Origin of the sequence: Polaribacter atrinae (assembly GCF_038023995.1) — a bacterium.
GTDB classification, from domain to species: Bacteria; Bacteroidota; Bacteroidia; order Flavobacteriales; family Flavobacteriaceae; genus Polaribacter; species Polaribacter atrinae.
In genome coordinates this window covers 3,506,251-3,528,751 of sequence record NZ_CP150660.1, presented here as the reverse complement: position 1 = coordinate 3,528,751, position 22,501 = coordinate 3,506,251, and the positions used below count along the sequence as shown (strand labels likewise).

Below are 22,501 nucleotides of genomic sequence, written 5' to 3'. Positions count from 1 at the left end.
TAGTGCTCTCCTGCAATAATCTAGAGATAATATACATCATCTCCAGGCATTGCCTGGTGGAGAATATCGGAGTCGAACCGATGACCTCTTGCGTGCAAGGCAAGCGCTCTAGCCAGCTGAGCTAATCCCCCATTATGAAATTCAGAATAAATCCTAAATTATGAATGTAGAATCCTCTTACTTCCAGAATTTCCTTAGTATTTTGCTTTTTGTAGTCCCGGGCAGACTCGAACTGCCGACCTCTACATTATCAGTGTAGCGCTCTAACCAGCTGAGCTACGAGACTATAATAGCTTAAAATACTTATATTATAAAATTAACAGCAAAGAGTAAAAATGACCTTTTTTTGTAACTCACCATCTTTCTCTAGAAAGGAGGTGTTCCAGCCGCACCTTCCGGTACGGCTACCTTGTTACGACTTAGCCCTAGTTACCAGTTTTACCCTAGGCGGCTCCTTGCGGTGACCGACTTCAGGCACTCCCAGCTTCCATGGCTTGACGGGCGGTGTGTACAAGGCCCGGGAACGTATTCACCGGATCATGGCTGATATCCGATTACTAGCGATTCCAGCTTCACGGAGTCGAGTTGCAGACTCCGATCCGAACTGTGATATGGTTTATAGATTCGCTCTCTGTTGCCAGATGGCTGCTCATTGTCCATACCATTGTAGCACGTGTGTGGCCCAGGACGTAAGGGCCGTGATGATTTGACGTCATCCCCACCTTCCTCACTACTTGCGTAGGCAGTCTCGTTAGAGTCCCCATCATAACATGCTGGCAACTAACGACAGGGGTTGCGCTCGTTATAGGACTTAACCTGACACCTCACGGCACGAGCTGACGACAACCATGCAGCACCTTGTAATATGTCCGAAGAAAAAACTATCTCTAGTCCTGTCATACTACATTTAAGCCCTGGTAAGGTTCCTCGCGTATCATCGAATTAAACCACATGCTCCACCGCTTGTGCGGGCCCCCGTCAATTCCTTTGAGTTTCAGTCTTGCGACCGTACTCCCCAGGTGGGATACTTATCACTTTCGCTTAGTCACTGAGCTAATGCCCAACAACTAGTATCCATCGTTTACGGCGTGGACTACCAGGGTATCTAATCCTGTTCGCTCCCCACGCTTTCGTCCCTCAGCGTCAGTACATACGTAGTAGACTGCCTTCGCAATCGGTATTCTGTGTAATATCTATGCATTTCACCGCTACACTACACATTCTATCTACTTCCATATGACTCAAGTCAACCAGTATCAAAGGCAGTTCCATAGTTGAGCTATGGGATTTCACCTCTGACTTAATTGACCGCCTGCGGACCCTTTAAACCCAATGATTCCGGATAACGCTCGGACCCTCCGTATTACCGCGGCTGCTGGCACGGAGTTAGCCGGTCCTTATTCTTACAGTACCGTCAAGCTGGTATACATACCAGTGTTTCTTCCTGTATAAAAGCAGTTTACAACCCATAGGGCAGTCTTCCTGCACGCGGCATGGCTGGGTCAGAGTTGCCTCCATTGCCCAATATTCCTCACTGCTGCCTCCCGTAGGAGTCTGGTCCGTGTCTCAGTACCAGTGTGGGGGATCTCCCTCTCAGGACCCCTACCTATCAAAGTCATGGTAAGCCGTTACCTTACCATCTAACTAATAGGACGCATAGCCATCTTTTACCAATAAATCTTTAATTAAAACTCGATGCCAAGTCTCAATACTATGAGGTATTAATCTTCATTTCTAAAGGCTATCCCTCAGTAAAAGGTAGGTTCTATACGCGTTACGCACCCGTGCGCCGGTCGTCATCTGTGCAAGCACAATGTTACCCCTCGACTTGCATGTGTTAAGCCTGCCGCTAGCGTTCATCCTGAGCCAGGATCAAACTCTTCATTGTATATTGTAAATATTATAATGAATAAGTTTCAAAAGAATTTGTTTAAATAAATCTAAACATGGTTATTCTACTCTTTAATTACGCTGTCAATTTCAATATTTTCAATGAACTTCTTAAATCTTGCACTCCCTGTATTTAAACAGGTATTTAAAATTCAATTTGTAGAAACGTTAGAATCGAACTAACTGACTTATTTAATAGTCATTCCAAATTTTCTATGATTGTTTTTCGCTGCATTTCTTAGCGGCTGCAAACATACAAACTATTTCTAATCTGACAATAAAAAAATAAACTTTTTTCTATTTGTTTTTAAACCTAAGATTAAATCTTTAACACCTTCTTAATAAAGTTCTCTAAAGACTTAAAGCAAATTTTAATGAACGAAACTAACAAACTACTATATCCGTTAGCGGGTGCAAACTTACAACTCATTTTTAATCTAACAACTATTTTTTTACACTTATTTTAATTTAATTTTACACTTCACTTTAACATACTTGTTTTTAGTGATTTATAAGCTCTATTTTTTTGAATATTTTTTAAGCGTATTGGGTTTTATGTGGGGTTTAGGCATGGCAACTACTTTATACAACATAATAGCTTCAAAAACATTGAAGAGTTTGCGCTGATTTTTTTGTCTAAATAAGTTTACTAGGCTACTTGGATTTGTTTTTTTAGCTTTTAAATAAAGTATCTAAATGATTATTTTTTAATTTTAACAGAAAGGAAATTACGAAAAAGATCTTTTCTATAGTAAAGTAGAAACTTTGTAAATAGATTAAAACCTAAAAAAATCTAATAAATAGAAGACAAGTATAGAAAGCTTCGATTTACTCTGAAGCTTAATTTATTGAAATAAAGGGATTGCTTCGTGTCTCGCAATGACGTTTTTTTACATGAAGAACAAATGGGTGTCTATTTGTTAAAATGGCTCTTTCTAGGCTTGGTTTCTTCTTGCTAATTACAATTACAGGCTTTGTGTTAGGGATTGTAACGGCATCCTTTTTGCTTTTCGCAAAAAGATATAGTGCAAAGCCCGACCTTTTTTATCTAAAAACTGCTTTGAAATTAAATGAATGTCTTTATATATAATGTGGACTATTTTAGAATTGAACTAAAAAAGGGAACACCCAAAAGAAAAAATTCTACCAGTAACTTCTAAAAAACTACTCCTTGACCTCTTTATTGTTAATGAATAAATGAGCTCGGATATAAATAATGCTACTATTTTAGATTATTACAAACTTCTTTAAAACTAAAAAAAACTTACTATTTCTAGTAAGGTCTATATAATTTTAAAGTATTACCTTGGTGACATAATTAAATTTAGTACTTACGTAGGCATTTCGAACATATTTAAGTGTTTTTTTAAAATTCCGGATGGCGTGCTCTTTGTTTCATCAAAAATTCTGGTATCTCCAAAGAGAATAAAACTATCTCTTGCTCTAGAAACAGCAACATTTAACATGTTTGGCTTATTATCTCTATCAAAAAAAAGTACACCTTCATCTTCATTACTATATACTGAACTAAACAAAACAATATTGCGCTCTGCTCCTTGCAAAGCATGTACGGTTCCTAGTTTTATGTCATTAACTTTAAATCCAGATTCTATTAATGCTTTAGAAAGTTCTGTTTTCTGACTTGCAAATGGTGTAATTATACCTAAAACACTTTCGATATTATCTACCTTATATGCCTTTTGTATGTCTTCTTTATGCCTATTTATCCATAAAATGATGGCTTTTACCTCATTCATATTATGACGACTGTTAAATTTACGTTCGCTATACCCTTCTACGTGATATGCCATCATGGACGCAAATATTTGGTCTTTATGCGCTTTCCCTTTCATGGGTTTTAAAATACCATCATAGGCTAACTCATTGCAAAACCCAATTATTTCATCATTACATCTTCTATGCTCTAACAATAATAAGCCATTTTCTTTTGTAGTAATTAATGGGGTTTCATATTCACAAGCGTTTTGAGACATTTTCATGATACTTCCACTAGACGCTAAGAAACCTATTTGATTTAAATATTCTTTTTGAGCGAGATCTGTAACAATATTTTGATCGGTTAAATTTCCATAATCGATTTTTGGAGGAATAGACCAAATTGGCTCTATCTGTTTTAAATCTCCCACAACAATTGCTTTTTGAGCCAATGAAAATATTGGAATACTAACTTCTGGTGTTACCTGACCAGCTTCATCAATAATTAATAAATCTAGAAAATTAAATAGCGGGAGGTATTCGAAAATTGGTTTTCCGTTTTCATTTTCTCCTTGAAATTGGCTAAATAAAAAGTGTGTTGGTGCTGTATATAACGTTGCAACAAAACAAGGTGTTAACATTGCTCTTCGTTTCCATTTTGCAATGACTGTTTTTTCTCCGGTTCCTTTTTCTGTTTCATTTTCTAAAACATCTTCTGTTTCTAAAATCCACCTTGCCTCCCAGTAATGAGTTGCTAGTAAAAAGGCTTTATGACGTAAACTTAAATCTATTTCATCATAAAAAAATCGATGTGTTTTGTCTTTAGACTCCATTTTTTCATACTCGAACTCCCACATTTGTTCTTCTGAAATAAAAGGATAGCCTGTTATATCATTTTGATGTTTCCAGTTTTTTAGTTTTAAGTTTGACGACAAAGCTAAATTAAGATCTGCAATACATTTTTTTATAAAAGTAAGTGCTGTTTTATCATCTGTAAGAGTTTCTTTATTTACAATAAAAAGATGTTCTGAGTTATTGGTACCTTCTTCTGAATCTACTTGAAAATACCGTTTTATTTCATTGATAAAATTTCCTTCTTTAGAAAGTGTTTTTATCTTGACAATAATATCTCTCCACTCTTGTAATTTTGATATTTTAATTACATTTTTTTTTATGTGATTATTCTTATCGAGTAGTAAGTTATTCACCTTTTCTATAGACGACAAATAATTTTGAGAGATTTGAACTCCCTCCATTAAATTATCCTCTATCACTGAAATTTCTTCTTGAAGATGATTACAGATATCTTCTAATGAGTTTGCTCCGAAACCAAAGTAATCTAAATATCTGCTATAAAAAAAATTCTTAGCATCGTATAAATAGTCTTCGTTTTCTAAATCACACAAAGTACCTTCATTACCAAACATGTTCCCTTTAAGGTAATTGATCCCTTTTAGAGATTTTTCACTTTTAGAACTTGATGGTAAATATGTAGCATAGCCATTAAAACCAGGAATCCAGCGTTCTGCTAAATTACCCATTGTACTTTTAGAGTTTATAAAACTATCTATAATATTGGTTACCGCTTGGTTATTTGTTGAACACGCCAAAATAACAGGAGCTTCTTCTCCATTAATTGCTGCTCTAACCACTTCTGTTGCTACCAAACTTTGCAACAAGGTTGTTTTACCGGTTCCTGGAGGTCCGTTTACTGCAGTAATTGCATTTTCTTCTGCCGTAAAATACGATAGTAAAGTTTTACGTTGACTAATAGAAAGTGGAAATTCATTAGACATTTGCCCTAAATGCAAATGATTGTAATCTAAAAAACCTCTGTCGGTAATTGGATCTCTTCGCTCTCTATTTCTTGGATTTATTATTTTTGAAATTAACGGAAGCTCTTCTGTTTCATTTATTAAATTCTCATACAGAAATAGAATGCTTTTTGCTGCTGATATTTTAGAACTTCTAGCAAAATAAGTTACTTTGTTATTCGTCTTATATCCTTCAGCTCTATAATCATCTATGCTTATTCCTGTAATTTCTAAAAAAACTAAACTAACATAATTCCAATAAGAAGCCCAATCTAATTCTTCTTCTTCCTCTACTTCTGGTTCTTCTATTTCTCTAGCTTCTGAAATTGTTTCTATGGATGAAAAAATAAAATCATTACCAACCTCTGCAATTGGATCTAAATAATTACGAACTATTAATGGGAAAATTTCTCTTGGAGCTGATAATTGACCTAAGCGATTTACTCTTGCCGTAATCCAAAATGGATGAATTGTTTTTTGTTTAAAATTAGGATCATCAGATTGAAAATCTAACTGAAAAGGGGCTATAATAATTTCTGCATCAAACACTTTATGCCAATTATCGCTATCTTTCTTAGCAACTCCTTTTAACCTATTAATTCTTTTCTCTTCTACATCAAGCATTTCAGCAGCATTTTTAGCACTAATGGTTGCTTTGCTTAAATCGCAATAATTTTGATGAAATAAGTTTTTAATTCTAGAAATGTCTACAGCTAAGTTTTCACTGTCTGTTAAACTGTTCTTGTAATAATTTAACCAGTTTTTTACGTTACTCATGTATATATTTAGAATTTCTAGGTTAGTAAATCTTTAAAAAAAATGGAGTGCGAATATATACTATTAGTTGCTTATTCTTACTGAATTGAACTTTGTAATTAAATGAAAAATTATAGAAAAATTGTTAATTACTGAGAGTTAACTTTTTACTTAAAAAGTAATTATAAGAGAAGTATTACAAAAACTATATAAAACAAAAAACCTTACTATTTCTAGTAAGGTTTAAGTGAGCCCTGAAGGATTCGAACCTTCTCTAGGTTTATTATTGTTTATGGTACTTACCTCTACTCTATTATTTTTAGTGTGCCTAAAACTGTGCCTTATATTTTAATATTGTAAACTTTACTATCCCTAATGTAGGATACTAAAAAATAGCTTTTATAATTTAAATAGATGATTCATAGAGGAATTTCTTACTTTTAAAAGAAAAACATGATTAAAAGAACCCTTTTCTTTAGTAATAAATGCTCATTAACAACTAAATATGAACAGCTAGTAATAAAAAATGACACACAAATTGTAAAAACAGTACCTATAGAAGACATTGGTTTTATAGTTATAGAAAATCAAGAAACATATATTTCTGTTCCAGCACTATCTAAACTGACAAGTCATAATGTTAGTGTAATCTTTTGCGATAATAAACATATGCCTCAAAGTATGTTATTAAATTTAGATAATCATCATATACAGCAAAGACATTTTGTAAATCAAATTAATGCGACTGAACCTTTAAAGAAACAGTTGTGGCAACAAATTGTTAAATTGAAGATTAGTAATCAAGCTCAAATTTTAAAGAAACTTGGAAAAAACAATAGTCCTTTAGATTATTATGCATCAAAAGTTTTAAGTGGAGATTCTGATAACAGGGAAGCTGTTTCAGCTTCTTACTATTGGAAAAATATTTTTGACTTCAATTTTAAAAGAGAACGCGTAGGAGTGTATCCAAATTTGTTTTTAAATTATGGGTATATTGTTTTAAGGGCAGCTGTTGCAAGAGCACTTTCTGGCAGTGGCTTGTTAAGTACTTTAGGAATTCATCATCATAATAAATACAATGCATTTTGTTTAGCAGATGATATAATGGAGCCTTACAGACCATTAGTAGATGCAAAAGTTATGGAAATTATGAAAAATTATGATGAACAAGACCTCATCACTCCAATAAAACTAGATTTGCTAAGTATTCTTACACAAACGGTATATTTTAAAGATAAAGAAAGCCCATTAATGGTAGCTTTATCTAGTACAACAAGTTCTTTGCAGCAATGCTTTAGTGGTAAAACAAGAAAAATTGTATATCCAAATTTATGGAACTAAATAAATATAGGGTTATGTGGTTATTTGTATTTTTTGATTTACCAACAGAAACAAAAAAAGATAGAAGAAACGCTCAACAATTTCGTAAAAACCTTTTAAAAGATGGTTTTACTATGATGCAATATTCTGTTTATATGCGGCATTGTGCTAGTAGTGAAAGTGCAGATGCTCATGAAAAAAGAATAAAAGCACTTTTACCTCCATTTGGTAAAGTAAGTATTCTAAGAATTACCGACAAACAATATGGAAATATTATGAATTTTTGGGGTAAGGTAATTGTACCTAAAGACCCCTCTCCTATGCAATTAGAGTTGTTTTAATAGAAAGGGCAGTATCTCATAAACTGTGTAAGTTTTAAAATCTCAGGTTAAATATTAATCTGAGATTTTTTTATTCATTAATTTTAACTTTTACACACTTATGAAACCAGAAGATTTATTAAACGAAGACTTTTTAAAACAATTCAAGAATGCACCAGAGCTAACATCCTTTTTAGAACAGTTGCACAAACGTGGTATTGAGAAGTTACTAGAAGGGGAACTAGATGCCCATTTAGACTACGATAAGCACAAAAAAAGTAAAGCAGCCAACCTTCGAAATGGTTACACTAAAAAGAAATTAAAATCCGTTTTAGGAGAAACAGAGATTCAAGTTCCTCGAGACCGTGATAGTTCTTTTAATCCTTTAATTGTAAAGAAAAGAGAAAGTACAACAGAAGGCATCGAAAATATTATTATATCGCTTTATGCCAAAGGCATGAGTAACAGTGATATTGAAGAACAAATACGTGAGCTGTACGATTTTAATATTTCTACATCCACTATTTCAAGGATTACAGATAAGATTACAGAAGATGTTATTGCTTGGCGGAACAGGCCTTTGGAGGCCACTTACCTAATTGTTTGGATGGATGGCATCGTATTTAAAGTTAGGGAAAACTCTAAAGTCATAAACAAGACTATTTATATTGCAGTAGGCCTGAGAACAGATGGCAAAAAGGAAGTCCTAGGATTATGGTTAGGTAAAAATGAATCTTCAGCCTTTTGGATGAGTGTTTTAACCGATATTAAAGCTCGAGGAACTCAAGATATACTTATCACAGCTACCGATAATTTAAATGGATTTACGGATACTATTAAAACTATTTTTCCGAAATCAACGACTCAAATTTGTGTTGTGCATCAAATAAGAAATTCGTGTCGTTACGTGGTCTGGAAGGACAAAAAGGAATTTACTCGTGACATGAAGCAAATCTATACTGCTCCTACAAAAGAAGCTGCCAAAGCTGCTTTAAATGACTTCAAAACTAAATGGGATTCTAAATATTCTTACGCCATTAAAAGTTGGGAAAATAATTGGGATGAGCTTACAGTATTCTTTGATTTTCCTATTGAAATAAGAACCATAATCTACACCACAAATCTTATAGAAAACCTAAATGGAAAGATACGGAAATACACAAAAAACAAACTCTCGTTTCCAACCGATGAAGCAGTTATGAAATCCGTGTTTTTAGCTTTGAGAGAAAGCACTAAAAAATGGACCATGCCAATCAGAAATTGGGGAGTGATACTAAATCAATTTTTAGCTATATTTGAAAACAGGATTAAGTTATAAATAACCTAACCCTGAAATTTTGAACTTACACACTTTTTAGGATAGTGTCATAGAAAGCAAAAAATGCTTCAAACAAAGCAATTATGTCTTTGTAAGAAGCATTTTTTGTATCCGATATTTTTACTTAAACTTATGATAATCAGAAGTTAACAACACAACTAATATCGTTTTTTCTAATCTTTAATCAAACCACAACAAAGTAGGAGAAAGATATTTTAACTCTTACAATATCGTTTTTTCTAATCTTTAATCAAACCACAACTTTCCCAATTTTCATAGGATTGATTTATTAATATCGTTTTTTCTAATCTTTAATCAAACCACAACGTGTATTATGATATTCAATAAAATAGTAGTAATATCGTTTTTTCTAATCTTTAATCAAACCACAACAGATATTGAATTACAGGAATAGCAGAATACAATATCGTTTTTTCTAATCTTTAATCAAACCACAACTACTCATGATTGTATTTCTGTTTGAATGTGAATATCGTTTTTTCTAATCTTTAATCAAACCACAACATGCACCTGTGTATCTGTAATTGTTGGTGGAATATCGTTTTTTCTAATCTTTAATCAAACCACAACATATCGAGACGGTGTACGGAGTGTCAAGCCAATATCGTTTTTTCTAATCTTTAATCAAACCACAACTACATTTTCATAGATACCTAAAACAGCTAAATATCGTTTTTTCTAATCTTTAATCAAACCACAACCAGATGCATTGTTAAGCGGTAAAATTGGAAATATCGTTTTTTCTAATCTTTAATCAAACCACAACACAGAATAGTATATTCTTTAGAGTTTAATGAATATCGTTTTTTCTAATCTTTAATCAAACCACAACGTTGTCTACTTCTATATGGTACTTGATAGTAATATCGTTTTTTCTAATCTTTAATCAAACCACAACGTGATTGTGCCCGATATGATTATAAGCAGAATATCGTTTTTTCTAATCTTTAATCAAACCACAACACTGCCTTCTGGCTCTTTTTCTTCGGATAAAATATCGTTTTTTCTAATCTTTAATCAAACCACAACAAACCATACCCAACTACGTTAGCACTCATAAATATCGTTTTTTCTAATCTTTAATCAAACCACAACAAGGCTTTCATGACTAATACCACTTTCAGAATATCGTTTTTTCTAATCTTTAATCAAACCACAACATAAAAGACTATCAGTATTTAAAGAATGGAATATCGTTTTTTCTAATCTTTAATCAAACCACAACTGTACCAGAATTAACAGAAATTCCACCATCAATATCGTTTTTTCTAATCTTTAATCAAACCACAACTGTTGTACATCTGTTAAAAAATATGGGATTAATATCGTTTTTTCTAATCTTTAATCAAACCACAACATTATACAGCAATATATTTACACACTTCTAAATATCGTTTTTTCTAATCTTTAATCAAACCACAACGGTTGTAGATTTGTCGAAAATAAAATATGAAATATCGTTTTTTCTAATCTTTAATCAAACCACAACGCATTCTGAATTGCCGTTTTAATCAATGCAATATCGTTTTTTCTAATCTTTAATCAAACCACAACACTAGTAGCAGCCGCTAAGTCTGCAAACGAAATATCGTTTTTTCTAATCTTTAATCAAACCACAACTACCATATTACCAGGCGTTGCAATTAAATAAATATCGTTTTTTCTAATCTTTAATCAAACCACAACGAGTTGATGAAACTACTACTACAAAAGAAAATATCGTTTTTTCTAATCTTTAATCAAACCACAACATGGGTTTAAGTTGTATAATATAAATAGATAATATCGTTTTTTCTAATCTTTAATCAAACCACAACACATGATAGATAAGAAAAAAGAAATTGAAGAATATCGTTTTTTCTAATCTTTAATCATGTCAAAGAACTTTTTAAAATTTAAATTATTTTCACTTCACCAATACTATTAAGTTTTACTTTAATTGGATTAAATGCTTTCCACCCTGTTTTTCCCATTCCAAAACTTTGAATTCTTCTAAAGACAGTAGAATTTGTATTTTTATTTTGAGTTGAATCTGTACTTAATCTGAATTCGTAAAAAGAAGATGATAATGTTTGAACTTTAAAAAGATGTTTTTTTAATTCTTTTGATGTTAGGGTAATAATGTCATCATCATTCAATCCTAATAAAAACATATCATTAATTTGAAGTGTAGAAACAATTTTCTCACCATCATTTGGAAGTTTAAAAACATCTTGTCCTTGTCTTTTACGTTCTACAGCTGTCCAAAAAGTAACTACATCATCTTTCAATCCTCCATTAGAATCCTCATAAACAATTACATGATGATTACTTCTTGGGTTTACATATTGGTTTGTGTTCTCTTTTAGTTTTTCTGCCCCTCCTATATTTTCTCTTATTCTTACTTTTTTTATTGGTACAGGGTTACCATTTCTATTAGGTAAAAATATTTGGGGTTGCTTTATTCCGTTCTCATCAACTACAAAAAAAGTTTCTTTTGGTATTTTCCCTTTTATAAACCCTCCAATAATATTTATTCTTTTTAAAATTAATAATCGAATACTATCGTCAACAATCTTTTCTAATTGCTTCTCTGTAGTTAAACTTTCTAAAGGTTTCCTTATATGAAATGCTTTATTAGAATTAGGTGCTTTTCTTAAACCATAAACAGATTCTTTATGTAATTGTCCTCTTGCAGCAACCCCAATATTTTTATGCTCAACTCCTTTCTTTATCGTTTTATGGGTTCTAACGGTTAATAGGCTTTTACTCTTTTTATGAGATACTAAAATTTGTGCTACAGCGTTTTCTGCATCTTGTCTAAAATTTTGCCAAGGATCGGGAAAATCTTTTAAATCATAATTTTTGTTATACCTGTTTCTTTTACTTAACTCTTGTAGATGACTTCTGGTAGAACATGCCATAACTAAAGCATCTATTGCATGGTGTCTGTGGTCGTCTCTAGTTTTTGTATCGTCTTCTAAGTTTAGTATACTATTTAAACCCCAATGATGTCTTAACGTTGCTGTCATTTGCCCAGGAGCTACCAATACGTTACTACATATTTTAGAAAGATAGTTTTTTGCTTCTTTACTAATATACCTAGTATCATTTAATTGACGGCTGATAAAGTCTTCATCGTGTTTTTTCTTTACAAAATGCTTGAATTTATTATAGCAATTAGGATAGTTCGCTTTAGTTTTAAAACAACTTAATGCTTGTAATTTTATAGCTTCCCATTTTTGGTCTCCTTGTTCACTGTATAATTCATAGGGTGTCTTGTTTCCTTTAGCTCTATTTTCATCTGCAAAACAGAGTGTTTTGTTGTTAAAGCTATCGTTTAAAGACCTGCTCCAAGGAAAAATATGTTCTATTTGTACCTCTCCTGTAAAAAGTTGACTTATGGTAATTATTTGACCAGTAAAAGGGCAGGTGTGGTTACATTCTTCCCATAGTTTATATTTTAAAATATTAATGTGGTTGCTTCGCTGATTTAAATTTTCTAATTCAAGTTTTACTCTATCATTTTGTTTTTCTAAATCTTTTTGTCTTTTTCTAGCTTCTAAACGGTTAGATTTAGATGCTTTTAAATCTCTAGCTAATTCAACTTTTATTTCGTTGGGTTTACCATACGTATCAATTACTTCATTAACCAATTTTCTAATTTCAAATAAAGCAGTAATTACAACTGGGTTTTTAATTTTTTGTATTTCTCTATCTGCATGTAAATTTACAGGAAGCCTGTCTAGAATATTTTCTGTTTCAATCGCACTACTATGATGATATAATTTTTCTAATTGTTTATCATTACAATTAAATTCATTCTTAAGCATATTTTTAAGAGGTTCTATATAACCTCCTTTTAAATTAGACCGTACTATTTCTGGCACATTATCTAATACAAACTGTTCATGTTCTTCCCAATTTACAGACAATGTATTTTTAACACCTGCTAAACCAACGGCAACATCGTACATAAATCCCTTTTGTAAAAAGGGTAAAATATTTAAAATAGCTTTTCTACTAAGGTTAGAATAGCCGTCTTTTAAATTAAATTTAGATATTTTTACAGCACGTTCTTCATCAAAACTCCAATTCTTTATGGCGTACTCTTTTAATTTTTCTCTATCATCAAAGAAAGAAAGGATGTGCCAGATGTTCTCTTGTTCTTTTTCAGAAAAATCAAACCATTTATTACCAAAGAATTTTTTATTTGATAAATTACTAATAGTGTGTGATCCTACTATTTTATCATCGTCTTTATAGTTAAATTGATAACTTCCATCTAACTTACCAATAGCTTTTCTAATTTCTTTAAAGCTGGGTTTTTCTTTAGATAGTAATAAATCAATAATTTTTTTTCTTTCTTCTTGGGTAATTTTTTGTCTAACTCCGTTAACATCATAAGAAAGCGTATTTACCCATTGGTAAATTCTAAACAATTCAAATGGTATAGCGCTTAACTTACATTTAGTCTTTTTAGGCTCAAAAGAACAAAAGCCAACCAAATGCTTTTGAGAACGCAAAGGTCTTTGATGAAATAAAACACCATCTTCTTTGTAGTTATCTTTTTTTCTACCACCAAGTATAGTCTTTAAATTAGAGTTCAACTCACTGTGATATTGTTTTTGAAACTCCCAAATAGTTTCAAATTCATCAATATACATTTGTCTAGTAGTATATCGATTTCTAATACGTTCTAGTTCGCCAGAAAAAGGTTCATTTTCTTTTGGTTGTATGGAGTGTAAAAAAGAGCCTAGCGTTTTATTTTGTTCAATACTTTTTAAAGTATCACTTATTCCTATTTTACCAATTTTAGCATCACCTTTAAAAATTGTACTTGTTTCTTTAACGTCAGCACCAGCACTTCTGCTATTACTTAAAAAACCACGTCTTTGAATCATATGATAAAAGATTCTACCTAGTTCTATTAAGGTAATTTCTTCTTGTATCGCTTTTGCTCTTAATTCATAAGGATTTAATTGAAACCATTGTATAATTAGCTCATTCTTAAAAATATCTGTTCCATTCCAATCTTTTATTAAAGTAGGTGAAATAGGGCATAAGTTATGTTTTGCCAATTCTTTTAGTAAATAACGTTTACGTAGCCTTCTTCTAAAGATTTGTCGTCTAACACCTCTAGCTTCTGTTCTGCTAGCATTTTTTGAGGTTTCTCTTCCTTCGCCTTCTCCTAAGTTAACAACACCTTCAGGAAAGACTCTACTCCCCATTCCTAATATGATGTTATTTTCAATCAATGCCCAACCAATACTATTGGTGCCCAGATCTAGTCCAAGTATTTTATTCATAATTATATAGCAATTTTATTTTCATTAAATTTAATAATTTTATTTTTCAATGGCATCTTTTTTTTAACTATATTTGATACAGATTAAAATTTCTAATCTTTAATCTTATTACAATAAGGCTATATGCCGTAGATGAAAATCTTTAGTCCTGCTTCGGTAGGACTTTTTTTATTAAAAAAAGGTAGCTTTTACACTACCTTTCCTTTTTAACTTAACTCTATAAATATTCCCAAAAACAACCTCCACAGGTTTTCCTTTCTTCTCTACAGACTTTCGCAATTGATGTTTTATTGCATCCAGAATACTTTGAAGCTTCTGCAACAGAATTAAACTCTTTTATAAGCTTTCCTTCTAAAGTATATTGAGCTACTTTTTTCCTCCTTTTATCTTTTGCCAAAGGGAATTTATCATAACAGCCATAAGTCCAATAGAAGCCTTTACAGACCTTATTTACACTCAAGCAAACACTAGATAAATCTTGTTTATTTAAGTCAACTAGAGCCCCTGCAAGGGTTAAATTAGAGTACTTATTAACTAATACTCCTGTTAACATATCATATTGATAGACAGTTTTTTGGATTCCACCACCACTATCAGAATTATACCCTTGTTCTTTTGAATTATATTCTAAAATATATTCTTTCTCTTTTTTAGCTAATTCATTTGTTGAGACTGCTGTATCAATCTGTTCCCATCTAAAGACTTCTGCTCCGTAAGTTGCTATTGCATTTTGAAACGCATAGCTTTTTCCTTTTTTAGACTTTTTTAAATGGTCTTTTTTCCTATCATCAATAGACTTTTTTGTTGCTCCAACATATACAAACCCATTTTGGGTATTTTCCGCCTTATATATTATAAAACTACTACTTTTACTTTGTGTCATTTCTTTCATCTTCTACCTTGCTATTTAAAATATAAACCCCCTTTTTCTCTCTCTTAATTTTAGACTCTTTTTCTAATTTTAATAAACCTTTATGTAATGTATCTTTAGACATAGTCCTACTATCGTTCTCAACAAATTCACTCATTAACATTCTAGTAGTTGTTCTATTACCATACAAACTAGTCTGACTTACCTGACTTGAAATACTTTCTATATAATTATAGATTAGATCAGTATTTGTAGAATCTGTTCTCCCGTCACTTTTATAAGAATCTTTATATAATTTATATTTATTACATTTTTCTCCAGTGGCTACTATCCATCCATCCTCTTTAATATCATAGAGTATCGCTTCAGTTGTATCAATTCCAAATTCCTTATTATTTAGAGGGCACATGTATTTACCTCCCATAGGAATATTTGCAAAACCATAGGCAAATTGGAATGATTGTAAAATCACTCTACTACCAGCTACATTATTTTGGTCAATTGGCTTATCATTTCCTTTTACATTGTGATGAATTACAATTACTGTCTTACCAAAACAAGTTACATATTTCTTAAATTTTTGAACGAAATTTACACAATTAGCACTTTTTTCAATCTCACCCGAAAACATATGTGTTAGACTATCAATAAATATTACATCAGGATTTGCTTCTGCTATATAATCACGTAAATATTCCCAATCATTTTCATTATTTAAAAACTCTGGAAAATCTTTAGGAACAGTCATATAGTTTTCTCTATACAAATCTAATTCTGCAACTGATAATTCATTTAATTGCTTTGTATTTCTTCTTCCTCTAATTTTCCAGCTCTCTTCCATATTTACAAACAAAACTTTCCTAGGTACTCCATTCATTTTTTTTCCAAAATATTCAGTTCTACCAACAGAAAGTGATATTGCTAAATTTTCCGCAAAGGTTGTTTTACCTGTTTTTGCAACTCCACATAATAAACCAAATGTACCTTCAGAAATACCTTCCCATAAAACCTTTACTTCTGGTTCATTTTTTAAATCTTGAATTTGATCAAACCCCATCTCAATTTTAATTTTTCTTTTCTCTTTCTCCATTAAATCTTTCTTCATATTTCAAAAATTTTAATACTAACTATATATATTTTTAAGTCAGTACAGTCAGACTAGTTTGTTACTCAAACTAACCCTACACCCTGCAACAAGGTGCTATTTATATTTTTTATAAATGATGAGGATGCAACATACAAAAAAACCATACTCTATTTGACTAGCGTATGGTTTGATATAATATGATAAAAGACAGATTTTTAGTTATTGTCTTAGAGTTTTTTTATTTTTTGTGTAGTTTTTTTATTTTTTTGAAGTCTTAATCAACGGTATCTCACCATCTTTGGTAATATACAACTTTTTTTACGAATACACAAGTAAAAACTAAATTATTTTTCATTAATGTGTTTAAAAAAATAAAACTCTTTATTTTTTCAGCAATTTTGTTGAGGACAATTCAACAACTATCCCCAACAAACTTATACTGAATCCATAACCTTTTCAGAAGATTTTAGTTTAAAGAGTTAAAATCAGTCTCAAAACATATCACAATTAGTAATATGGAAAATACAATATAAAACCTCTATCTTTTATTTATATCTGGAATGTAAAAATGAAATGCAAAAAAAGCTTTTCCTCTTATAATAAAAACAGTTTTCAAATCCCTTGTAACTTTTACCAACTCTACAAATACTACTTGATGCTTTCTTAAAAAAGAAATATCTTCTTTTAAAACAACCTCAAAAGGACATTTTAAACACTCTAATTCATTTTCTCTATTAACTATATAAATTTCAAAAGGAGAAATATATTTTAAAAATTCTGCTAATTCTTTATCATTCATTTCATCAGTTTAGAATTACACTTTATTAATAAAAAAGCTATATAATTATATGGTTAAAGAAATTATTCTGTTTATTTTCTCTAGAAAAACCTAGCATTTGGATAAACTCATACGCACTGACATTTCTTTCTAAATTAGTATCAATGTAAGACGACTTGTTTGCCTCCGTAAACAAATTATAAACCTGCCAAAGATTTATCATCTTATTACTTGCTCTTTTAAAATTCTTATCTGTAAAATAATTTTTAGTTATTATACCTATTTGAGAATCTGTAAGCTGTAAAGGAAACTTAGTTTTTCTTTCCTCTTTACTTAAAAAATGATACATTCTCATTTTTCCTAATAAATGAGCAAACTCCTGTTCACTTAACTGAAACTTACTCATTCTCTCCATAACACCTAAATGCGCTTCTTGGTTATAACCCTGTATTAAATTAAGTACACCTTCCTTTAATTCAGTAATACTACTTACTCTTATTTCTGATTGCAATCCATCAGTAGCGATGCACAAATTTGTACATACTGTATTTTTAAAACCAATAAAAACCTTAAATTTCTCAATTGATTTTTTAGAAAATAAATTTTCTTGATTATATGCTCTAACTCCTCCAATTGTAAGGTTTAATATTTGATCATTAACTACTACTTGCTTATTTGGTATTTCTATCATAAAAGCCATTCGTTCATAATAAATAGTTTTTTCGTGTTCTAACAACTCCTTAACAGGTTTACCAATTGCACTAGGTATTCTACCTTTTATTTGATGTGATGCTCTTATTGAGGGCGTTATTACATTAATATCAGAATAGACAGACTCAACTACTTCTTTAACGGAGTTTATAAATCCATAATGGGAAATAGTAACTTCATTATCTTTTGCAAAAACAGGGACAATGCATTTATTCTGAATATGTTCTAAACTTACTTCTATTGTATTGGCTCCTATAAAATTACTTGCTGACTTTTGAACAACTTGAGACACTTCTTGTATCATTTCTATTGGGTTATAATTAGCTACGAGTTCCATTTTCTGACATTTTGTTGTTATGAATAATTTCTTTTCTTTCTACTACCATAGATTTTACTGATTCAATCTCTTGCTTACGATATAAGATAGTATCGTGCAACTCTTTCTTGAGAGGTAAATATTTTTGATATAAATGTCTTAAACCTTCAACTGTTGTGCATTCTGCTATTTCCTTTTTAGCATCTGCAATAGACACACCTTGATTACACCAATCAATTAACATTCTACCAACTCCTTTTGTAATTAAAATCTCTGGCTTATCCATAAACAAACCTGTTCTATCTTTAGTTGCCTTAGCCATATGGTTTTCATTAATAATTTCAAAATCAACGGTCAATTCATAAGAAAATCCTTCTCTGGTAATATCCTTTAAACCGTGCTTTACAACCCTTGTCTTGCCACTTGAATCTCTATCCATTGAGTAGTCCATTTTCTTTCTAACAGTGGTTATAACGTGACAATTAGACTGTAAAATGGCATCTATAAAAGCTTGATGTCTTGGAGTTAATTTCGCCCAATCTTGAAATTTACCACCTAATTGCTCGTGTATCTGTAAACAACCACCTTTACCCTGCCATTCGTGGGTAATGCTATCAATAATGATTACTTCCATTTGATTTTCTTCACAAAGCTTAATAGCTTCAATATATCGTTCTGGGCTATAAGGCTGATTTAAAGAAACCACATTAAAATCTCCTAAATGACTGTAAAGTGACGCACTATTGTTTTCTGTATCGACAACAGCTATTTTAGTCCAATCTTCTGTAATTCCATAAGCAAGTAATAACGCTGAATAGCTCTTGCCAAATCCTGATGCTCCAGACAATCCTAATCTTAATTTTACTTGCTGTCTTTGTGCTTTTTGTAATTGCATAATTTTAAATATTATTGTTTATAATTAAATTTAATGAGTGTATCTCACTAAAAAAAAGACATAAAAAAAGAGCTTACATTTCTGTAAACTCTCTAAATATATCTTAACTAAAAAAATAGCTATAACACTAATTCTTTTTCTACAACATTGCTTTTAACAACGTTATCTTCCTCACTTACATATTCATAGCTATGTGTAAGCGTAATCATTTCACCTGTCTCTTCTATTACATATTCATATGCCTCTACCTCAACTTTTTGAATACTTCCTGGAAAATCTGAACCTATTAAACTTTCACACATTTCCTCGTCAAAAGTACAGCCAACATTTACTTTTCTTGCTGTAAAATAAGTTTTTCCTGTTTCTTTACTTTTAACAGCTTCAATTCCTCCTTGTACAATTAATGCACAAAATTCCGACCCATCTTTTCTTTCAAAGGTCTTAAATCCTACAATTTTTACCATAGTTTCTTAAATTTTAAAGATTATTCTTTACTTGGAGACTACCTCCAAAGCTAAAGAAGCGTGTGACCCCTGAAGTGAAGTGCAGGGGTGGTAACCCCAAACGAAACGGAAGAGGGGGTGATGTATTAGGTTAGCTTGCTCTTTTGATAAAAAAAGTTTTGAAAAATTTTGAAAAAATTATTTTTTTTACCCTATAATTTTTGCAATAACATAGACCCCACCTATTGTTAGAACTATATTTAAATACCAAGGAATACTTGACAATACTTCACCAACTCCATTTAAAGCTCCAAAAAATATCATTAAAACAAAGAGTAATCCAAATAAAAAAAATATCGACTTAACCCAAGAAAAACTTTTTTCATCTTCTACCTTTCTTTGTCTCTCTTTTTTTTCTTCTTCAAAATATTGACTATAATGATCTACATTGTTGTTTTTATGAATAGTCCCTTTATAAACTTCTGTTTCCTTTAATAAAGATGTATCATCTTTTAAAGAAAAAGTTGCAACTGTACAACTAATCGCATCAGCATTAACTTTTGCAAATGCGGGCGTGATGAAAGTTCTATTCATAGTTAATGCTTTTTCAGGTAAACCAAGTTTAGATTGTGAATATCTACCCATTTCTTCACCAAGAGAACCGTCTTCATTGACTTTTCTATCTTGGTCTTGTCCCTCGTACATAGGTGTTTCAGAGAATACTCTATAAGGTATTAATTTACCAGTTTCAATCATTTTTGATACACTTGTAATCATTCTTTCAACGACTTCTTCTGAGTTACCTTTAACCCAGTTTATATGTGTATCCACATTCATAAAACCTGTTTCAGGGTCAAATGATTCTGATGTAGTTTTAATACATCCAGAGAATTTACTATCTTTTACCCATATTGTTTCTCCGTCTTTTTCAAATCTAGTAACCTTAATCATCTTTTATATTTTTACACCAAGATTTATAAGCTGTTGATTCTCCTGATATTTTTACATCAAAAAAACCAATTCACCGTAACTCATTATTAAATTAAAGAATACTTGACTACTTTTACTATCCGACAAAATTTAATTCACCTTCTTTATAACAACTAATAAAAGTCAAGAATAAAAAATTTATGAAAGCATTATTTTTCTTTTAGCTGTTTAATCAATCGGTTTCCTTTAACTTTATAAACATATGCTCCTTCATTTACGCTTACAACTTGGTCTGCCAACAATTTATTTTTAAAATCTAAAGCTCTAACACGTATATAATCCCATTCTTTTGGATTTTCAAACTTATTTAGTTTTATGTTAGATAAATAGTAACTATAATAACAACTACCTCCACACTCTCTACGAATTCTAAAATCTATTGTTCCATCTAAATTAAAGTCGTAAAAATCAATTATAAATTTTTGTAGTCCAACCTCATCTTCTATAGATATAAAATCATTTATTAATCTACCTTTTGAATATATTTTTAAAGATTCAATACCCCCTAAATATCCTAAATTAGGGGAATGACTTAATTTATCTTTCCATTCTATTTTAAATTCAAACTTATCAACTTTAAAAGAGGTGTTTTTAGTTACTTCTTTTGTAAATAAATCAGCATCTTTTAATGGCTTTAGTTGTGCGTAATTTATCGTTGTTATTAATATTACTATTGATAATAGGTGTTTTTTCATTTCATTTTTGATTACAGATTATTACACAAATTAATAACCTTGCCTTCCATTCCTGCTATAGTTCCAATGATAAACTTTTTTTTGAGGATTAATATAAAACATATATTTATGATTTACAGTAACATATCCTAATTCTCCTAAATAAGCTCTTTTCAGCACGTTAAATGTAATGATTTCGCCATTATCACCATCTGAAGTAACAGATTCAGCACTCCCCCAGCTCATTAATAATTCTTTTTTAGAAGAACCTACCCAAGAATCCATCATTTCTTTAAATTCTTGTTCTTTTACCTGTTTAGATGTAGATTGTGTCGTAAAACAGCTAACTAATAAGAAAGCTGAAAGTATTGTTATAATTTTAAATTTGAGTTTCATATTTTTTTTTATTTTAAAATAAATCACCATCTTTAATATTCATTTGTCTTAACTTTCCTAAATGAATAATAGCTTTTTTCAATTGAATAGCTACCTCTCTGTTAGATCCAATTTGAATTTTCATTTTTGAAATATATTTCCTTCTTTTTACCTCACCATTCAAACTATTATGAACAGATCTTAATGAAGGGTATTTTCCTGAAAGATAAATTGAGATAAGAAATTCATTGTCATTTTGTTTAGTTGTCGAAACTTTTGTAATGTCTCTAATGTCAATAGATTCTATGAAAGAAATAATTTGAGTTTTTTTAATTCCAACTTCAATATCCGCACCATAAATAAAAATATTATCAAACTCTTTTTCTGATAATTTTCTGTTGGCAAAAAACTCAGCATCAACTCTAAAAATATTATTCGAAAAAAAAATAAATGAAGGGGTATATATTTTTAATTGATTTTCTTTATACTTTTCTATAATAAATTCTTGTGTGTCTTTCTCATCTTGTGAATAAGTGAAGCAAGAAGTTAGTAAAAACAGACATAATACTAATAAGGTTAAAAAAGTGTTCTTCATAATTTTATTTTTTTTAGTAAATATAAACATAAAACGCATATATGCGTCTATTATTTATTACAAGTTTATTCACTTTTACTGTGTGATAAAAGTTAAGAATATTGAGTTTATGAGGGCTTTTGGTTTAAACCTAAAGAAACTCCGTAATAATTGTAATCTTTCACAAGAAGATTTAGCAAATGATTGCGATATATCAATATCACAAATAGGTAGAATTGAAAGAGGAGAAATAAATACCACTATTTCAACTTTATTTGTATTAGCAAAAGCATTGAATATTGAAGTCAAAGATTTATTTGATTTTAAATAACTATATTTGAATA

At 30.7% G+C, this 22,501-nt stretch carries 16 protein-coding genes, 2 tRNA genes, 1 rRNA gene and 1 CRISPR repeat array; of the genes, 4 read left to right on the top strand and 15 right to left on the bottom strand.

All coding sequences use genetic code 11. The features are described from left to right. Window positions 1-54: 54 nt before the first annotated feature. From WG945_RS15410 to WG945_RS15395, 4 genes are all read right to left on the bottom strand, one after another. Window positions 55-131, bottom strand: a tRNA-Ala gene (locus tag WG945_RS15410). Window positions 132-212: 81 nt separating this feature from the next. Further along, window positions 213-286, bottom strand: a tRNA-Ile gene (locus tag WG945_RS15405). Window positions 287-370: 84 nt separating this feature from the next. Further along, window positions 371-1,888, bottom strand: a 16S ribosomal RNA gene (locus WG945_RS15400). 1,333 nt (window positions 1,889-3,221) lie between these two features. Further along, window positions 3,222-6,197, bottom strand: coding sequence for an AAA domain-containing protein (locus WG945_RS15395; RefSeq protein WP_068453084.1), 2,976 nt, complete (start codon window positions 6,195-6,197; stop codon window positions 3,222-3,224). Between the two features lie 432 nt (window positions 6,198-6,629). On the opposite strand from WG945_RS15395, the gene cas1 reads away from it, so the two are divergent. From cas1 to WG945_RS15380, 3 genes are all read left to right on the top strand, one after another. Continuing rightward, window positions 6,630-7,517, top strand: coding sequence for a type II CRISPR-associated endonuclease Cas1 (cas1, locus tag WG945_RS15390; RefSeq protein ID WP_068453082.1), 888 nt, complete (start codon window positions 6,630-6,632; stop codon window positions 7,515-7,517). Next, on the top strand, window positions 7,508-7,837 hold the full coding sequence (cas2, locus tag WG945_RS15385; protein WP_068453079.1) for a CRISPR-associated endonuclease Cas2: 330 nt from the start codon (window positions 7,508-7,510) through the stop codon (window positions 7,835-7,837). The genes cas1 and cas2 overlap by 10 nt, the downstream gene beginning before the upstream one ends. Window positions 7,838-7,937: 100 nt before the next feature. Then, the gene (locus WG945_RS15380; RefSeq protein WP_038527458.1) at window positions 7,938-9,134 is read left to right on the top strand and encodes an IS256 family transposase; all 1,197 of its coding nucleotides are present in this window, start codon (window positions 7,938-7,940) and stop codon (window positions 9,132-9,134) included. A gap of 160 nt (window positions 9,135-9,294) precedes the next feature. Further along, window positions 9,295-11,038: a CRISPR direct-repeat array (repeat unit 36 nt; unit sequence AATATCGTTTTTTCTAATCTTTAATCAAACCACAAC). 12 nt (window positions 11,039-11,050) lie between these two features. Here the strand turns inward: WG945_RS15380 and cas9 are convergent. From cas9 to WG945_RS15325, 11 genes are all read right to left on the bottom strand, one after another. Continuing rightward, window positions 11,051-14,443 (bottom strand): type II CRISPR RNA-guided endonuclease Cas9, encoded by a 3,393-nt coding sequence (gene cas9, locus WG945_RS15375; RefSeq protein WP_068451749.1) that lies wholly within the window; start codon window positions 14,441-14,443, stop codon window positions 11,051-11,053. Window positions 14,444-14,660: 217 nt separating this feature from the next. Beyond that, entirely contained in the window at window positions 14,661-15,335 is a 675-nt protein-coding gene (locus WG945_RS15370; protein WP_231874690.1) for an NUMOD1 domain-containing DNA-binding protein, read from the bottom strand. After that, complete coding sequence (locus tag WG945_RS15365; protein ID WP_068451746.1) at window positions 15,313-16,419, bottom strand: AAA family ATPase; 1,107 nt, start codon at window positions 16,417-16,419, stop codon at window positions 15,313-15,315. The genes WG945_RS15370 and WG945_RS15365 overlap by 23 nt, the downstream gene beginning before the upstream one ends. 520 nt (window positions 16,420-16,939) lie before the next feature. After that, the gene (locus tag WG945_RS15360) at window positions 16,940-17,200 is read right to left on the bottom strand and encodes a hypothetical protein (protein ID WP_068451743.1); all 261 of its coding nucleotides are present in this window, start codon (window positions 17,198-17,200) and stop codon (window positions 16,940-16,942) included. A gap of 37 nt (window positions 17,201-17,237) precedes the next feature. Further along, complete coding sequence (locus WG945_RS15355; protein WP_068451739.1) at window positions 17,238-18,227, bottom strand: DUF3871 family protein; 990 nt, start codon at window positions 18,225-18,227, stop codon at window positions 17,238-17,240. Beyond that, window positions 18,211-19,101 (bottom strand): AAA family ATPase, encoded by an 891-nt coding sequence (locus WG945_RS15350; protein WP_068451736.1) that lies wholly within the window; start codon window positions 19,099-19,101, stop codon window positions 18,211-18,213. The genes WG945_RS15355 and WG945_RS15350 overlap by 17 nt, the downstream gene beginning before the upstream one ends. 119 nt (window positions 19,102-19,220) lie before the next feature. Beyond that, complete coding sequence (locus WG945_RS15345) at window positions 19,221-19,565, bottom strand: hypothetical protein (protein WP_068451734.1); 345 nt, start codon at window positions 19,563-19,565, stop codon at window positions 19,221-19,223. Window positions 19,566-19,751: 186 nt separating this feature from the next. Further along, window positions 19,752-20,495, bottom strand: coding sequence for a hypothetical protein (locus WG945_RS15340; RefSeq protein ID WP_068451731.1), 744 nt, complete (start codon window positions 20,493-20,495; stop codon window positions 19,752-19,754). Between the two features lie 188 nt (window positions 20,496-20,683). After that, the gene (locus WG945_RS15335) at window positions 20,684-21,229 is read right to left on the bottom strand and encodes an XAC2610-related protein (RefSeq protein ID WP_068451728.1); all 546 of its coding nucleotides are present in this window, start codon (window positions 21,227-21,229) and stop codon (window positions 20,684-20,686) included. A gap of 30 nt (window positions 21,230-21,259) precedes the next feature. Further along, window positions 21,260-21,604, bottom strand: coding sequence for a hypothetical protein (locus WG945_RS15330; RefSeq protein ID WP_157603706.1), 345 nt, complete (start codon window positions 21,602-21,604; stop codon window positions 21,260-21,262). Between the two features lie 13 nt (window positions 21,605-21,617). Further along, window positions 21,618-22,178, bottom strand: coding sequence for a hypothetical protein (locus WG945_RS15325; protein WP_157603705.1), 561 nt, complete (start codon window positions 22,176-22,178; stop codon window positions 21,618-21,620). A gap of 109 nt (window positions 22,179-22,287) precedes the next feature. Between WG945_RS15325 and WG945_RS15320 the strand changes: the two genes are divergently transcribed. Further along, window positions 22,288-22,488, top strand: coding sequence for a helix-turn-helix domain-containing protein (locus WG945_RS15320; protein ID WP_068451716.1), 201 nt, complete (start codon window positions 22,288-22,290; stop codon window positions 22,486-22,488). Window positions 22,489-22,501: the final 13 nt, after the last annotated feature.

Excerpts from the sequence above, each read along its gene's own strand:
- WG945_RS15395 (WP_068453084.1), bottom strand. The coding sequence starts at position 6,197 with ATGAGTAACGTAAAAAACTGGTTAAATTATTACAAGAACAGTTTAACA.
- cas1 (WP_068453082.1), top strand. The coding sequence starts at position 6,630 with ATGATTAAAAGAACCCTTTTCTTTAGTAATAAATGCTCATTAACAACT.
- cas2 (WP_068453079.1), top strand. The coding sequence starts at position 7,508 with ATGGAACTAAATAAATATAGGGTTATGTGGTTATTTGTATTTTTTGAT.
- WG945_RS15380 (WP_038527458.1), top strand. The coding sequence starts at position 7,938 with ATGAAACCAGAAGATTTATTAAACGAAGACTTTTTAAAACAATTCAAG.
- cas9 (WP_068451749.1), bottom strand. The coding sequence starts at position 14,443 with ATGAATAAAATACTTGGACTAGATCTGGGCACCAATAGTATTGGTTGG.
- WG945_RS15370 (WP_231874690.1), bottom strand. The coding sequence starts at position 15,335 with ATGAAAGAAATGACACAAAGTAAAAGTAGTAGTTTTATAATATATAAG.
- WG945_RS15365 (WP_068451746.1), bottom strand. The coding sequence starts at position 16,419 with ATGAAGAAAGATTTAATGGAGAAAGAGAAAAGAAAAATTAAAATTGAG.
- WG945_RS15360 (WP_068451743.1), bottom strand. The coding sequence starts at position 17,200 with ATGAATGATAAAGAATTAGCAGAATTTTTAAAATATATTTCTCCTTTT.
- WG945_RS15355 (WP_068451739.1), bottom strand. The coding sequence starts at position 18,227 with ATGGAACTCGTAGCTAATTATAACCCAATAGAAATGATACAAGAAGTG.
- WG945_RS15350 (WP_068451736.1), bottom strand. The coding sequence starts at position 19,101 with ATGCAATTACAAAAAGCACAAAGACAGCAAGTAAAATTAAGATTAGGA.
- WG945_RS15345 (WP_068451734.1), bottom strand. The coding sequence starts at position 19,565 with ATGGTAAAAATTGTAGGATTTAAGACCTTTGAAAGAAAAGATGGGTCG.
- WG945_RS15340 (WP_068451731.1), bottom strand. The coding sequence starts at position 20,495 with ATGATTAAGGTTACTAGATTTGAAAAAGACGGAGAAACAATATGGGTA.
- WG945_RS15335 (WP_068451728.1), bottom strand. The coding sequence starts at position 21,229 with ATGAAAAAACACCTATTATCAATAGTAATATTAATAACAACGATAAAT.
- WG945_RS15330 (WP_157603706.1), bottom strand. The coding sequence starts at position 21,604 with ATGAAACTCAAATTTAAAATTATAACAATACTTTCAGCTTTCTTATTA.
- WG945_RS15325 (WP_157603705.1), bottom strand. The coding sequence starts at position 22,178 with ATGAAGAACACTTTTTTAACCTTATTAGTATTATGTCTGTTTTTACTA.
- WG945_RS15320 (WP_068451716.1), top strand. The coding sequence starts at position 22,288 with ATGAGGGCTTTTGGTTTAAACCTAAAGAAACTCCGTAATAATTGTAAT.